This is a genomic window from Streptomyces sp. NPDC031466, assembly GCF_055581265.1.
Genome location: NZ_JBVIJT010000007.1, coordinates 252,562 through 265,196, shown reverse-complemented (window position 1 = coordinate 265,196; position 12,635 = coordinate 252,562). Strand labels below are relative to the sequence as shown.

General features: G+C 72.6%; 13 protein-coding genes and 1 pseudogene. 9 read left to right on the top strand and 5 right to left on the bottom strand.

What is annotated here, in order from left to right; all coding sequences use genetic code 11:
- Positions 1 to 127 precede the first annotated feature (127 nt).
- Entirely contained in the window at positions 128 to 1,177 is a 1,050-nt protein-coding gene (locus tag ACZ5GP_RS19190) for a LacI family DNA-binding transcriptional regulator (RefSeq protein WP_468751969.1), read from the top strand.
- Positions 1,178 to 1,481: 304 nt separating this feature from the next.
- Here ACZ5GP_RS19190 and pdxR read toward each other — a convergent pair whose 3' ends face one another.
- Positions 1,482 to 3,218, bottom strand: a complete 1,737-nt coding sequence (gene pdxR, locus ACZ5GP_RS19185) for a MocR-like pyridoxine biosynthesis transcription factor PdxR (protein ID WP_468751968.1) — start codon at positions 3,216 to 3,218, stop codon at positions 1,482 to 1,484.
- A 28-nt stretch (positions 3,219 to 3,246) separates the two neighbouring features.
- On the opposite strand from pdxR, the gene ACZ5GP_RS19180 reads away from it, so the two are divergent.
- Together ACZ5GP_RS19180 and ACZ5GP_RS19175 are read left to right on the top strand one after the other, a co-directional pair.
- Positions 3,247 to 3,846 carry a LysE family translocator gene (locus ACZ5GP_RS19180; protein ID WP_468751967.1) on the top strand — a complete coding sequence of 200 codons (600 nt, stop codon included), beginning with the start codon at positions 3,247 to 3,249 and terminating at the stop codon, positions 3,844 to 3,846.
- Positions 3,847 to 3,929: 83 nt separating this feature from the next.
- Complete coding sequence (locus ACZ5GP_RS19175) at positions 3,930 to 4,685, top strand: Uma2 family endonuclease (protein WP_468751966.1); 756 nt, start codon at positions 3,930 to 3,932, stop codon at positions 4,683 to 4,685.
- On the opposite strand, the gene ACZ5GP_RS19170 is transcribed toward ACZ5GP_RS19175, so the two are convergent.
- Together ACZ5GP_RS19170 and ACZ5GP_RS19165 are read right to left on the bottom strand one after the other, a co-directional pair.
- Positions 4,665 to 5,135, bottom strand: a complete 471-nt coding sequence (locus ACZ5GP_RS19170) for an NUDIX hydrolase (protein WP_468751965.1) — start codon at positions 5,133 to 5,135, stop codon at positions 4,665 to 4,667. The two genes, ACZ5GP_RS19175 and ACZ5GP_RS19170, sit on opposite strands and share 21 nt — an antisense overlap.
- Before the next feature lie 3 nt (positions 5,136 to 5,138).
- Positions 5,139 to 5,879: an XRE family transcriptional regulator gene (locus tag ACZ5GP_RS19165; protein WP_468751964.1), complete on the bottom strand. Its 741-nt coding sequence runs from the start codon at positions 5,877 to 5,879 to the stop codon at positions 5,139 to 5,141.
- Between the two features lie 177 nt (positions 5,880 to 6,056).
- Between ACZ5GP_RS19165 and ACZ5GP_RS19160 the strand changes: the two genes are divergently transcribed.
- The 6 genes and pseudogenes from ACZ5GP_RS19160 (at position 6,057) to ACZ5GP_RS19135 (ending at position 10,575) form a co-directional block, all read left to right on the top strand.
- Entirely contained in the window at positions 6,057 to 6,581 is a 525-nt protein-coding gene (locus ACZ5GP_RS19160; protein ID WP_468751963.1) for a hypothetical protein, read from the top strand.
- 202 nt (positions 6,582 to 6,783) lie between these two features.
- Positions 6,784 to 6,948 carry a hypothetical protein gene (locus ACZ5GP_RS19155; protein WP_468751962.1) on the top strand — a complete coding sequence of 55 codons (165 nt, stop codon included), beginning with the start codon at positions 6,784 to 6,786 and terminating at the stop codon, positions 6,946 to 6,948.
- 397 nt (positions 6,949 to 7,345) lie between these two features.
- Positions 7,346 to 7,519, top strand: coding sequence for a hypothetical protein (locus ACZ5GP_RS19150; protein WP_468751961.1), 174 nt, complete (start codon positions 7,346 to 7,348; stop codon positions 7,517 to 7,519).
- Between the two features lie 46 nt (positions 7,520 to 7,565).
- Positions 7,566 to 8,366 carry a sugar phosphate isomerase/epimerase family protein gene (locus ACZ5GP_RS19145; protein ID WP_468751960.1) on the top strand — a complete coding sequence of 267 codons (801 nt, stop codon included), beginning with the start codon at positions 7,566 to 7,568 and terminating at the stop codon, positions 8,364 to 8,366.
- Between the two features lie 78 nt (positions 8,367 to 8,444).
- Positions 8,445 to 8,555, top strand: a pseudogene (locus ACZ5GP_RS19140) (LysR family transcriptional regulator); the annotation flags it as partial.
- 229 nt (positions 8,556 to 8,784) lie between these two features.
- Entirely contained in the window at positions 8,785 to 10,575 is a 1,791-nt protein-coding gene (locus tag ACZ5GP_RS19135) for a glycoside hydrolase family 3 protein (RefSeq protein ID WP_468752159.1), read from the top strand.
- A 52-nt stretch (positions 10,576 to 10,627) separates the two neighbouring features.
- Here the strand turns inward: ACZ5GP_RS19135 and ACZ5GP_RS19130 are convergent, their stop codons facing one another.
- Positions 10,628 to 12,055, bottom strand: a complete 1,428-nt coding sequence (locus tag ACZ5GP_RS19130) for an aminopeptidase (protein WP_468751959.1) — start codon at positions 12,053 to 12,055, stop codon at positions 10,628 to 10,630.
- 88 nt (positions 12,056 to 12,143) lie between these two features.
- Positions 12,144 to 12,509, bottom strand: coding sequence for a hypothetical protein (locus tag ACZ5GP_RS19125; protein ID WP_468752158.1), 366 nt, complete (start codon positions 12,507 to 12,509; stop codon positions 12,144 to 12,146).
- Positions 12,510 to 12,635 lie beyond the last annotated feature (126 nt).

The following is a 12,635-nucleotide window of genomic DNA, read 5'->3' as shown; positions in this document are numbered from 1 at the left end:
TCCGTAAACGGGCGGCAAGCGCTCTCCGACCTCCGTAGCAAGCGCTTTCTATCGGATAAGAAGCTAGCCTGCCGCACAAGGTTCGGACAAGGGCGCCGGACCAGGGCAGTGACCGGAGGACGACGAGATGACCGTGACCCTGGCGGACGTGGCGGCACGCGCGCAGGTCTCCCCCGCCACCGTCTCCCGCGTACTGAACGGCAATTACCCCGTGGCGGCCGCCACTCGCGAGCGCGTCCTGCGCGCCGTGAACGACCTCGACTACGTCCTGAACGGCCCCGCCAGCTCCCTCGCGGCGGCCACCTCGGACCTGGTCGGCATCCTCGTCCACGACATCGCCGACCCCTTCTTCGGGATCATCGCGAGCGCCGTGCAGTCGGAGATCGGCGGGCCCGGCGGGCGGGCGGGCGGCGAGCGGATGGCCGTGGTCTGCAACACCGGCGGCTCCCCGGAGCGCGAACTGACCTATCTCACGCTGCTCCAGCGCCAGCGCGCCGCCGCGGTGGTGCTCACCGGCGGCGCGGTCGAGGACCCCGAGCACATGGCCGCGACGGCCGGGAAGCTGCGGCGGCTCACGGAGGCGGGCACGCGGGTCGTGCTCTGTGGGCGGCCGCCGGTGCCGGGGGCGGACGCGGTGGCGCTCACCTTCGACAACCGCGGGGGCGGCCGGCAGCTCACCGAGCACCTGCTCGGGCTCGGGCACCGGCGGGTCGGCTACATCGCGGGCCCGCCGGAGCGCACCACCACCCGGCACCGGCTGGAAGGGCACCGGGCGGCGCTCGCCGCGTACGGCGTCGCCGACGATCCCGCGCTGACCGTGCACGGCCCCTACGACCGCCGCTCCGGTTACGACGCCACCGCCGAACTTTTGCGGCGCGCCCCCGAGTTGACCGCCGTGGTGGCCGCCAACGACACCGTGGCGCTCGGCGCCTGCGCGGCGCTGCGGGACAAGGGGCTGCGCATTCCCGACGACGTCTCGGTGGCGGGCTTCGACGACCTGCCGTTCAGCGTCGACGCGGTGCCCGCCCTGACGACGGTGCGGCTGCCGCTGCACGAGGCGGGGGCGCGGGCGGGCCGCGTCGCGATGGGCAAGGAGGCGGCGCCGCCGGGAGGCGTGGCGACGGTGCACGGGGAGCTGATGGTGCGGGGGTCGACGGCGGCTCCCGCTCGGGGGTAGGGGCGGGGCCGCCCTACCGGTCCCTCGCTTCGACGTCCGTACGAGGGGGCTTCTGGGGTCCGGGTTCACGCCTGTGCCGGTGGGCCGTGCGCGCCTGGGCCGGTGGGCCGTGCGCGCCTGGGCCGGTGGGCCCGCGCGCGCCTGTGCCGGTGGGCCGTGTGTGCCTGGGCCGGTGGGCCGTGCGTGCCTGGGCCGGTGGGCCGTGCGTGCCTGGGCCGGTGGGCCGTGTGTGCCTGGGCCGGTGGGCCCGTGCGTGCCTGTGCCGTGCACGTGCCCGGTGCTCAGCCCGTACCCATGCCCGCGCTCATGCGCCCGCGCCCGCGCCCGTCAGTCTGCCCAGCGTCCGCACGCCCTCGGTGATGTGGGGCGGGGGGCTGGCCGCGTAGCCGAGGACCAGGCCCGGGGGGTGCGGGAGCTGGGTGTGCCAGGACAGGGGGTGGGTCTTGACGCCGTGGGCGAGGGCGGCGGCGGCCAGGGCGGTGTCGGGACCGGCGTACGTCTTCTCGTCCAGGGTGATCATCAGGTGCAGCCCCGCCGCGGCGCCGTGCACGACCGCTCCCGGCAGGTGCGCGCGGATCGCCGCGATCATGGCGTCCCTGCGCCTGCGGTGGTGCCTGCGGATGAGCCGCAGATGGCGTTCCAGGTCGCCGGACTCCATGAGGTGGGCGAGGACGAGCTGCGGCAGGGCCGCGTTGCCGAGGTCGGTCAGGCGCTTGGCGTCCACCAGTGCCGCCCGGTACGCGGGCGGGGCCAGCAGCCAGCCCAGGCGCAGGGCGGGGGCGAGGAGTTTGGAGACGCTGCCCGCGTAGCAGACGTGCTCGGGGAGCAGTGCGCGCAGGGCGGGGACGGCGGGGCGGTCGTAGCGGTGTTCGGCGTCGTAGTCGTCCTCGATGACGAGGCCGCCGTCGCGGGCCCAGTCCATCAGCTCGCGCCTGCGCCCACCGCCGAGGATGACCCCGGTGGGGAACTGGTGCGCGGGCGTGAGCAGCACGGCGGGGGCGCCGGTGGCGCGCAGCGCGTCGACGCGGACGCCGTGGGCGTCGACCGGGACGGGCGGGGTGGCGAGCGGGCGCAGGTGCTGGCGGACGCCGAGGGACCCGGGCTCCTCGACCGCGACCTCGCGGATGCCCGCGGCGCCCAGTACGTCGACGAGCAGCCGCAGTGCCTGGGCCGTGCCGTTGACGATCAGCACGTCGTCCGGGTCGGCCCTGATGCCGCGGTTGAGGGAGAGCCAGCGGGCGACGGCGGTGCGCAGCGCCGGGGTGCCGCGCGGGTCCCCGTACCCGAAGTCCGAGGGGGTCAGGCCCGCGAGCACGGAGCGCTCGGCGCGCAGCCAGGCCGCGCGCGGGAAGGCGGCGAGGTCGGGAAGGCCGGGTGACAGGTCGATGCGGGCGGGCGCGGTGCGGATGGCGTCGAAGACGCCGAGGTCGGGCGGCGCGGCGAAGAGGCCCTCGGGCCGCGCCGGCCGCCGCGTGCCATGTGCGGGCCGCGGGGCCGGGCGGGAGGGCGGGGGCACGGCGACGACGACGGTGCCGGCGCGGCCCCGCCCGGCGACGTGCCCGTCCTCGGTGAGCCGCCGGTAGGCGTCGGTGACGACGCCGCGGGAGACGCCGAGTTCGTCGGCGAGGGTGCGGGTGGCGGGGAGCCGGCTGCCGGTGGTGAGGCGACCGTCGGCGATGGCCGCCCGGATCTGCCGCGCCAGCCAGTCGCCGAGGCCGCCTCTGGGGGCGTCGCGGGGGTCCAGCTGGAGGAAGTCGGACGTGGGGCGGGCGATGGGGCCTTCGCCGGGGGCGGGGCGGGGCGGGTCTGAGGGGGTGGTGTCCTCGTCCGGCGTTGAGGTGCCGGCGTCCGGCTTTGAGGTGTCGGCACCCGGCGTTGAGGTGTCGGCGCCCGACCTGGAGGTGTCGGCGCCCGACCTGGAGGTGTCGGCGCCCGACCTGGAGGTGTCGGCGTCCGACCTTGACGTGCCGGCGTCCGGCCCTGCCGTGTCGTCATCCCGGTTTATGGACCGGTCGGGAGGCGATCCATTGGACCTGTTCATGAATCCATTGTGGCGACAGGGTCGAGGCATGGAATTTCTGCTGACCTCACTCGTCGTCTGTGTCACGCCCGGCACCGGCGCGCTGTTCACGATCGCGGCGGGCCTGTCCCGGGGCACGCGGGCCGCGGTGATCGCGGCCGTCGGCTGCACGCTGGGCGTCGTCCCGCACATGGTGGCGGCGATCACCGGCCTCGCGGCGCTCCTGAACGCCAGCGCGGTCGCCTTCCAGACGCTCAAGTACCTGGGCGTGGCCTACCTGCTGTACATGGCGTGGAGCACCCTGCGGGACAAGAGCGACCTCACCGCCGAGCGGGAGGCCGAGCCGCGCTCGGCGGGCCGCACGATCCTCACGGGCGTGCTGATCAACATCCTCAACCCCAAGCTGACCCTGTTTTTCTTCGCGTTCCTGCCGCAGTTCGTGGACCCCGACGAGCCGTACGCCTTCGTGCGCATGGCCGAGCTGAGCGCGTACTTCATGCTGATCACGTTCGTGGTCTTCGTGGCGTACGGGCGTTTCGCGGCGGCGATGCGCAGTCACGTCATCTCGCGTCCGCGCGTGGTGAGCTGGATGCGCCGCACCTTCGCGGTGACGTTCGCGGCGCTGGGGGCGCGGCTGGCGTTCCTCTGACCCCCGGAGCGCCCGACCCGGCCCGCCCCGCCGTGTCCGGGACGGCCCGATGCAGTTGGACCCTCCGGGAAAAGGAGGCTCATATGGCGGGCACTGTCATGGACGCACCCAGCGCCTGGGACGTCCTGGACGGCGTCACCCTCCCCCGCGGTTACCGCGTCGAGATCACCGACGGGAAGATCATCATGACGCCGCAGGGTGAGTACCGGTGGAAAGTCATCCTTGAGGCGGCCCCGCAGATCAAGCCGCAGCTCGCCGCCCACGGCGACATCCTGTCCGACGTCATGATCGACTTCCCGAGCAGCCAGTACGGCTACGCGCCGGACCTGGCGATCATCGCGCCGGGAGCCGAGCGCAATGGCCGCGGCCGCTTCGAGTGGCACAGCCTTGAGGCGGTCCTGGAGGTCGTCTCGAAGAGCAGCCGGGACAACGACTTCGCGAAGAAGTTCCGCCTGTACGCGGAGTGCGGCATCCCCGTGTATGCGGGGGTCCCGGGTCCGACGGCGAGGCCGGCGCCCGGGGCGCGGACGGCCCGGCTGGTCCGCCGGGACCGCAGGGCGAGCCGGGCCCAGTTGGCCCCGCCGGCGAGCGGGGTCCCGCCGGGGAGCGCCGCCCGGCCGGGCCGTCGTGCCCCGACGGCTGGAGCCTCCAGGTGCCAGCCGATGGCTCTGACGCGCTCGCGTGCCGCCGCGACGGCGCCCCGACCCAGAGCCCGAGGACACACCGACTCCGCAGGCCGCCCTCGATCCCGCACACCGCCAATACCCGGGACATGCCCTTCTCGCCCTCGGGCGAGAGGGGCCTTGCCGCGCCTGGAGCTACCCGAGGTATGGGGCTGACCGCCTCTCCAGGAAGTGCTGGATGCGCAGACGCTGTGTGTGGTGCATGGGCAGCGACTCCAGGTCGGCCGGATCGACGAACCGAAGCTCGGTGGACTCGTTCGAGATCTCCAGCTCACCCCCGACTCGGCGAGCCGTGAAGCACACGTTGAACTGCCGACGTACTTCACCGTCGGTATAGGCGATGACGTGACGTGGGTCGGTGTACGTGCCGACGAGGCCGGTGATCTCCACGTCCAGGCCAGTTTCTTCCTTGACCTCGCGGACCGCTGCGCCCGGCAGAGAGTCGGTCATGTCCATGCCGCCACCAGGCAGGGCCCATAGGTCGTTGTCACGGCGCCGCTGCATCAAGATCCGTCCATCCTCGTCGGTGACGACAGCCGAGGCGGCCACGACGAGGCTGTTCGGCTTGGGGGCGTTGGGATCGTCGAAGTACTCGGTACGCGCCATCTGCTACTCCTCCACCGGTTGAGCTGTGTCCCACACGGCGTCGAAGCTGGCCGTGTAGGTGTCGAACATCCCGCCGTCCTCATTGCGTCGGAGGTGCCAAACAGGAGCCGCGTAGGCGTTAACGCCCCACACATGGCCGTTGACGAGCATCTGATCATCTGTCCTGTAGAGGGAGTTGTAGAGCGTCGTGCCGTGTGTGCGCAGCTGCACGCCAGGCGTTCCCAGCAGAGGCCGGTAGTGCATGAGTGCCAGGTCGCACCGGGACTCGATGCCGTGGCCGTAGCGCTCCTCCTGGCCCCGCTGGTGCACGCTTGAGCCGCCGGCATCCCCGAGCAGAATGCGGATCTCGCAGCCTCCCGCAGCTTGTGCGGCCAGCACGTCGTTCAGCTTGGGATAGGCCTCGTGCAAGAACACGGCAGCGTAGACGAGGACGTCGATGTGCCGCTGCGCCTGCCGGAACAAGTCAATGTACGTAGCCACGGGGAGGTCGGCGCGCTGCGGGTACAGGGCGACGAGTTCAGGACTGACGCTGCGGACATTGCGCGGCTGGCGTAGGGCCGGCCAGAGCGCGTGTATGTCCTCGCCCAGCGCCTCGGCCGCACGCACGGCGGTTCCCCGTCGCGGCACGCGCCCCTGGTTCACCCACCGTTCCACCGACTTGGGGTCCACGCTCATCTTCTCGGCCAGGGAATCGTAGGTCCATCCCCCTGCCGTCATGACCGCTCTCAGCCGCTCGTTGCGCATGCCGTCCCCCGTCGGAGGTCGAAGTTCCAGGGACGTTTTACCCCTTCTAGGACGTCCCGAAGTGCCGAAGTGTGGCGGTTCCTACGTCCCGAGCGGCGCTGGACGATCGCAGAACACGAAAGACCCCGGCGACCGTGCGACCGGACCCGGGGCGAGGCCGACCAACGAGGAGTCGACATGAGCGAGAGTACGGACACAGAGCCCAGCACGGGAAGCGGCACATCCCCCACGCCCGCATGCGCCGCCGCTGACTTCTTGGCGCGCTCTCAGCAGACCCCCGAGCAGGCCCGACGTGAATGGGCTGACACCGGTGTCGCGCTGCTTCCGCTCGGCCCTCGCTTCGAGGCGGCAAGGCTCCCCGCGCGGCTCGTGCTCGCCACGGTGTGCACGACCGACCCACAGCAGACCGCCGTGCTCCTCGGTCGCGCCCTCAACGGTCCGGTCATCTTCGACGGCCGGCTCATGGGCGGCACGTACTACGCCCTCATGCGGCCCAGCGCCGGACAACCGTGGAAGAACCAGGACGTCGCCCCGCGCCTGGGAGGCGGTAACTATCTCGGCGTACCGAGGATCGGCCGCACCGAGCCGCCCGGCACGCACTGGGTAGTGCCCCCACGGTTCCCGGGCGACCTGTGTGAGCCCGCCACCGTCGAGGCCCTCATCGGCTTCGGACTCAGCATCACCCAGGAGGCCGAGCTGTGAGCGCGCCAACGAGTAGTCGGGTCACCTGGATCTACGGTCCGGAAGCGGCCGCGCACCTGCTGGAGGGGCGCATTCGCGCCCACGAGGCCGAATGTTCCGGCTGCGGCCCCGGGACGTGCGAGGAACGCGCCCGTCTTTGCCGCGCCCTCCGAGGCGTCCCGTCGGTGCTGAAGCGCTACGAACCCAGCGAAGAGGACTGCCGATGAGCGAGGGCGTCCGGTACTGCTGGCGCTGCGACACACCCATCACCAAGGAGCATCCCGGCACGTCCGCCGTGAAGGTGTCCATCTCGGCCGGCGGCGCCACCGTCTGGCTCCACACCAAGTGCCCGCGACTGCCCACCTTCATGCGGCGCGCGCCCCGGTAGGTCCCACCGTTCCCCGCCAGAAGAGCAGACGGCGGGAAAAGGGGCGGCGATTCGCTCCACGCACGCCAATCCATCGGCGAGCGCCCCGGAGACTCTTCGGCCAACTACCGCCTGAAGCCACTCTCTTCAGCATGAGAGAAGGTCCGCCCCCTGCCCACTCGCAAGCCCCTAACATCATTCCTGGGCAGCGCTCTGGGGCTCGCAGTAACAAGAGTTCCTCTCCTGGGCCGTAAAACCGGAAGGCAGGTGCCCGAAATGTCGCTTCATGCGCTAGTAAGCAAAGTTGCCTCCCCCAGCCCATGAACACGCAGGTCGCGCCCTGTGGTCCCCGCGCATGCGGGGGTGGTTCCACCACCGTCACCGACATCCAGTAGTGCCCCCGGTGGCCCCTGCGTACGTGGTGATCGACCCCGAGGCCGGGGGCTGTGTCGTTCACCGGCATCCCACCCGGGCGGGGACGTATGCCGACGCGGTGGAGGTGCCGTTCGGTGTGGATTTGTTGCTGACGGTCGCCGGGCGGGAGATCGTCGTCAGGACGGGTGGGTTTTCGGAGGCCGGCGAGTTGGGCTGAGAGGGGGGCGGGGTTGACCGGGCCTCTGTGGGGCAGGGTCGGAGTCATGAAATTCGCGTTTTCCACCCTCGGTGTCCCCGGTCTGCCCCTTCCCGACGTACTGCGGCTCGCCACCGCCAACGGCTATCACGGGGTCGAGTTGCGCGCGCACCCCGACGAGCCGGTCCATCCTGGGCTCGGGGCGCTCGAACGGGCCGACGTGGCCGCCGCGTTCAAGACCGCCGGGGTCGAGATCCTCGGTGTCGCCGGGTACGTGCGCGTGGCGGAGCCCGGCGAGGACGGGCCCGTCCTCGCCGAACTGGCCTCCCTCGTCGCCCTCGCCCGCGACCTGGGCGCGCCCTTCGTCCGCGTCTTCCCGGGCGGCGGCACCGAGCAGAGCGCGGACGACGCCGACGAGATCGCCGCGAGGCGCCTGGGCACCGCGGCGCGCGGCGCCGCCGACGCCGGCGTGCGCATCCTCGTGGAGACCCACGACTCCCACCCCACCGGCGCCGACGTCACCCGCGTCGTCGGCACGGTCGGCCACCGCCAGGTCGGCGCCCTGTGGGACGTGCTGCACACCTGGCTCGGCGGCGAGTCCCCCGCCGACACGTTCGCCGCGCTCTCCCCCTACCTCGGCTACGTCCAGGTGAAGGACGTCGCCTCGGCGGACGACACCACGCCCCTGGCCCTTGGCGCCGGTGCCCTGCCGCTCGCCGAGTGCCTGGAGGTGCTCAGCTCGGAGGGCTGGGAGGGGTGGCTGTGCTGGGAGTACGAGAAGCGGTGGTACGAGGACGCGGCGCCGCTGGCCCCGGCGCTCGAACCGGGCCGCGAGTATCTGACGCGGCTGTTGAGCCGGTCCGGCTGACGCGGGGGTCCTGGGCGACGGGGGTGGCATGGCTGACGGAGGTGGCCCGGCCGGCACCCCCGCCCCAGGCGGTACCGCCGTATGAGCGAGATCGACCCGCATCTGTCCATCGACCTGGTCGCCAAGGGCGCGGTCGACGTGGCCGTCGTCCACGACTGGGACATCGCGCATCCTCGGAGACCGTACGGGGGTTGCGGCGGCACTGGGTCTGATCGCTCGGTTCCTGTTTGCTCCGCAAGGAGCTTTCCCACCCACCCGTTACCCCGCGTCCAGCCCTGAACGCGGAGCCCGCCCGCCCCTTCGTCCTTGACCGGCGGGAGACCTCGGGATATCCGTGGCTCCTGGAAGTTTCCGCCGGCCCGCAGGAGCGCCCGTGTCCCACCCCCACGACGACCGACTCCGCGAGCTCATCGCCGGGATGACCCTGGAGGAGAAGGTCGGCCAGCTCTTCGTGATGCACGTCCACGGGCACACCGCCACCGACCCCGACCCGGACGACGTCGCCACCAACACCGAGGAACTCGGCGTGCGCGACGCCGCCGAGCTGGTCGCCCGTTACCACCTCGGCGGTGTCATCTACTTCGGCTGGGCCCACAACACCCGCGACCCGCACCAGATCGCCGCCCTCTCCGCCGGCATCCAGCGGGCGGCGGCCGCGGCCCTCCCGTCGGGCGTCCCCGTGCTGATCTCCGTGGACCAGGAGCACGGCATCGTCGCCCGCGTCGGCGCCCCCGCGACCCTGCTGCCCGGCGCGATGGCCCTCGGCGCCGCCGGTTCGCCCGGGCACGCCCGCGAGGCGGCCCGCATCGCCGGCACCGAGCTGCGCGCCCTCGGCATCCGCCAGGACCACGCCCCGGACGCCGACGTGAACAGCAACCCCGGCAACCCGGTCATCGGCGTACGCTCCTTCGGCGCCGACCCCGAGACGGTCGCGGGCCTCGTGGCCGCGCAGATCGAGGGCTACCGGAGCGCGGGTGTCGCCACCGCGGCCAAGCACTTCCCCGGCCACGGCGACACGACGGACGACAGCCACACCGAGCTGCCGCACATCCAGCACACCCGCGAGGAGTGGGAGCGCCACGACGCCCCGCCCTTCCGGGCGGCGATCGCCGCGGGCGTCGACTCCGTGATGACCGCCCACATCGTGGTGCCCGCCCTGGACCCGTCGGGCGACCCGGCGACCCTCTCCCGGCCGATCCTGACGGGCATCCTGCGCGAGGAACTCGGCTTCGACGGCGTGATCGTCACGGACTCGCTGGCGATGCGCGGGGTCCGCACGAAGTACGGGGACGACCGCGTGGCCGTGCTCGCGCTGAAGGCGGGCGTGGACCAGCTCCTCAACCCGCCGCGCCCCCGCGTCGCCTGGGAGGCGGTGCTTCAGGCCGTCCGGGACGGCGAGCTGACGGAGGCCCGCATAGAGGAGTCCGTCCTGCGCGTGCTGCGCATGAAGGCCGACGTGGGCCTCCTGGACGCCGAGGGGAACCCGCCCGCCGGCCTCGCGCCTTCCGCGGACACCGTGGCCGCCGCCGTCGGCACCGCCGCCCATCTCGCCGCCGCCGACCACATCGCGGAGGCCACGACGACCCTGCTGCGCGACGACGCCGGTCTCCTGCCGCTCTCCCCGGACACGCACCGCGACCTCCTGATCGTCGGCGCCGACCCGCGTTCGCCGTCCGGTACGACGGGCCCCCCGACGTCGGTCCTCGCCGACGCCCTGACCGGCCTCGGTTTCCGTGCCGCCGCGCTGTCGACGGGCACGGACCCCGACGCCACGGCCGTCGAGAAGGCGGTGGCGGCGGCGCGGGGCACGGCCGCGGTCCTCGTGACGACGTACAACGTCTCGACGCACGCGGCCACCGCGCGGGACCACACCCAGGCCGCCAACGCCGCCCTGGACGAGGCCGCCGCCCCCGACCCGGCGACGGTTGCGGCGACGGCCGAGGACGGCCAACGGGCCCTGGTGGCAGCCCTCAAGGCCACCGGCGTCCCCGTCGTCACCCTCGCGATCCGCAACCCGTACGACATCGCCCACCTGCCCTCGGTCGACGCCGCGCTCGCCACGTACTCCTGGACGGACGTCGAGCTGCGCGCCGCGGCACGGGTGATCGCGGGCCGCGCCGCGCCCCAAGGGCGCCTCCCGGTGCCGGTGCGGCGGGCCGACGATCCGGCCCGGGTGCTGTACCCGATCGGCCACGGACTGACGTGGTGACGCGGTGACGTACTGAGGCGTGCGCGCTCCTCGGGTGCCCGAGGAGCCGCCGTCACGGCCTCAGCGTCTGCTCCCCCCGCACGCCGCGCCGGTCCAGCTTCGCGTCGTACGCGGCCAGCGGCCTGCCCGACGCCGACGGGACCCCGGCCCAGCGCTGGATGCGCTCCGTGGCCTTCGCCTTCTCGTCCGGGACGAGCTGCGAGACGGTCGCCCCGTGGTTGGCGCGGGGCGCCGTGAAGACGTACGAGTCGTGCCCGGCGCCCCGCGCGGGGCGGAACTTCTCGGCACCGTACGGGTCGTACTCGCCGTACACGTACATCATCCGGTGGGCGTGGTGGCGTACCCAGGTGTCGATGTCCCGCATGACGTGCGGCCTGAATTTCATGGGGATCTCGCGCGGCACGAAGTTGCGGGGCGGCTGGTATCCGTAGCGGCTCAGGGTGCCGAGCCAGGGCTGGCGGATGGTGGGCGCGCCCAGTTCGGTGCCCGCCTGGTAGTAGTACGGCGTGTAGGGCGCGAGGCCCTGGTCGGTGTAGGACGACCAGCCGCCCACCGAGTCCACGAAGTCGAAGAGGGCCTGGTCGCTCATGGTGGCCGCGTCGGGGACCTCGGCGCAGGCGGTGCCGGCGGGCTGGTACTGCCAAAAGCCCCACACGAGGTCCATCACGACGGCCTCGAAGGCCTTGTCGAGCGTGCCGACGGTCCGGAAGGTCTCGCCTTGGTCCGCGGCGTACGCGGCGAGCATCTTCGACAGGGGCTCCCTGCGCACCAGCGCCTCGCGCTGCACGGCCTGGACGCGCTCGCGGCACTCCTTGGTGCCGACGGAGGCGAGGAACTCGTCGTACGCCGAGTCCTCCTTGTCCACGACGTCGTTGGGCGCCACGTAGGAGACGACGCCGGCCATGTCGCGCGGGTAGAAGCGCTCGTAGTACGTGGCGGTCATGCCGCCCTTGGAGACGCCGGTGGCCAGCCACTTCTCACCGTAGACCGCCTTGAGCGCGCGGTAGAGGCGGTGCTGGTCGGTGGCGGCCTGCCAGATGTCGAGCTTGGTCCAGTCGGCGGGGTCGGGGCGGGAGGGGGTGAAGAAGCGGTACTCCATGGAGATCTGGTTGCCGTCGACGATCTGCGTGGGCTCTCGTCGGCTGGGGTTCGTGGAGACGCTGTAGCCGCTGGTGTAGAAGACCGTGGGGCGGTCGGTGTCCTTGTGCAGCACCGTCAGGCGCTGCTTGAAGGTGCCCTTGGCGGGGTGCCGGTGGTCCACCGGCTGCGTGTAGGCGAGGACGAAGAAGCGGTAGCCGGGATAGGGCTTCTCCTCGACGAGGCTCATGCCGGGAATGGCGAGCAGCCTGTCCTTGATGTCGGTGCTGCCGGTCCTTTTCTCCGTCCCCGCGGCGGCGGCCGTCCCGGCCGTCGCCCCGGCCGTGCCCACCGCGCCCATGAGCACCACGAGCGCCAACAGCCATCTGAGCGCCTTGCGCATGCACCCTCCCCTGCCGAACAACAGTGCTCCGGAACCTAACGGAGCAACTGGGTCCGCACCAGAGGGTGTTACGAGACGCCCGCGGGTGTCAGCAGAGGATCCAGCCCGTGCTGACCCCGTGCCCGCCGACCTTCCCCGACACGCGCACGCAGCGGTGGCCGGCGTGCACCACGACCGGGCCGGCGCGGCGGGTGTAGCGCCCCTTGTCCCGCGCGGCGCGGCTGCCGCGCGCCTGGACGCTGACGGACATGGCCTTGCGGGCGCCGGGGCGCTTGGCGGTCGTGATCGCGCAGACGAAGCCGCGGGTCTTGAAGACGTCGACCCGGCCGGTGCCGAAGGACAGGGTGCGGACCTTGTGCCCGGCGCACGGTCCGGCGGCGGCGTGGGCGATGCCCGCGCCGGGGCCCGCGAGGGCGAGCAGCAGAGCGGCGACGAGTCCGGCGGCACCGAGCATCAGCCGCTGTCGTATGCGACCACGGCCGCCACCCCTGCTCACGCCTGTCTCTCCCGCCTCTGTGCCATCAGCGTACTGGTGTACGGACGCGGCTCACCGCCCGCACGGTTGCGTGCGGTCCCCGGC

What these genes read in the sequence shown, in the direction of transcription:
- ACZ5GP_RS19190 (WP_468751969.1), top strand. Translation starts at nt 128, where the DNA reads ATGACCGTGACCCTGGCGGACGTGGCGGCACGCGCGCAGGTCTCCCCC.
- ACZ5GP_RS19125 (WP_468752158.1), bottom strand. Translation starts at nt 12,509, where the DNA reads ATGCTCGGTGCCGCCGGACTCGTCGCCGCTCTGCTGCTCGCCCTCGCG.
- ACZ5GP_RS19145 (WP_468751960.1), top strand. Translation starts at nt 7,566, where the DNA reads ATGAAATTCGCGTTTTCCACCCTCGGTGTCCCCGGTCTGCCCCTTCCC.
- ACZ5GP_RS19180 (WP_468751967.1), top strand. Translation starts at nt 3,247, where the DNA reads ATGGAATTTCTGCTGACCTCACTCGTCGTCTGTGTCACGCCCGGCACC.
- ACZ5GP_RS19130 (WP_468751959.1), bottom strand. Translation starts at nt 12,055, where the DNA reads ATGCGCAAGGCGCTCAGATGGCTGTTGGCGCTCGTGGTGCTCATGGGC.
- ACZ5GP_RS19155 (WP_468751962.1), top strand. Translation starts at nt 6,784, where the DNA reads ATGAGCGAGGGCGTCCGGTACTGCTGGCGCTGCGACACACCCATCACC.
- ACZ5GP_RS19165 (WP_468751964.1), bottom strand. Translation starts at nt 5,879, where the DNA reads ATGCGCAACGAGCGGCTGAGAGCGGTCATGACGGCAGGGGGATGGACC.
- ACZ5GP_RS19160 (WP_468751963.1), top strand. Translation starts at nt 6,057, where the DNA reads ATGAGCGAGAGTACGGACACAGAGCCCAGCACGGGAAGCGGCACATCC.
- ACZ5GP_RS19170 (WP_468751965.1), bottom strand. Translation starts at nt 5,135, where the DNA reads ATGGCGCGTACCGAGTACTTCGACGATCCCAACGCCCCCAAGCCGAAC.
- pdxR (WP_468751968.1), bottom strand. Translation starts at nt 3,218, where the DNA reads ATGAACAGGTCCAATGGATCGCCTCCCGACCGGTCCATAAACCGGGAT.
- ACZ5GP_RS19175 (WP_468751966.1), top strand. Translation starts at nt 3,930, where the DNA reads ATGGCGGGCACTGTCATGGACGCACCCAGCGCCTGGGACGTCCTGGAC.
- ACZ5GP_RS19135 (WP_468752159.1), top strand. Translation starts at nt 8,785, where the DNA reads ATGACCCTGGAGGAGAAGGTCGGCCAGCTCTTCGTGATGCACGTCCAC.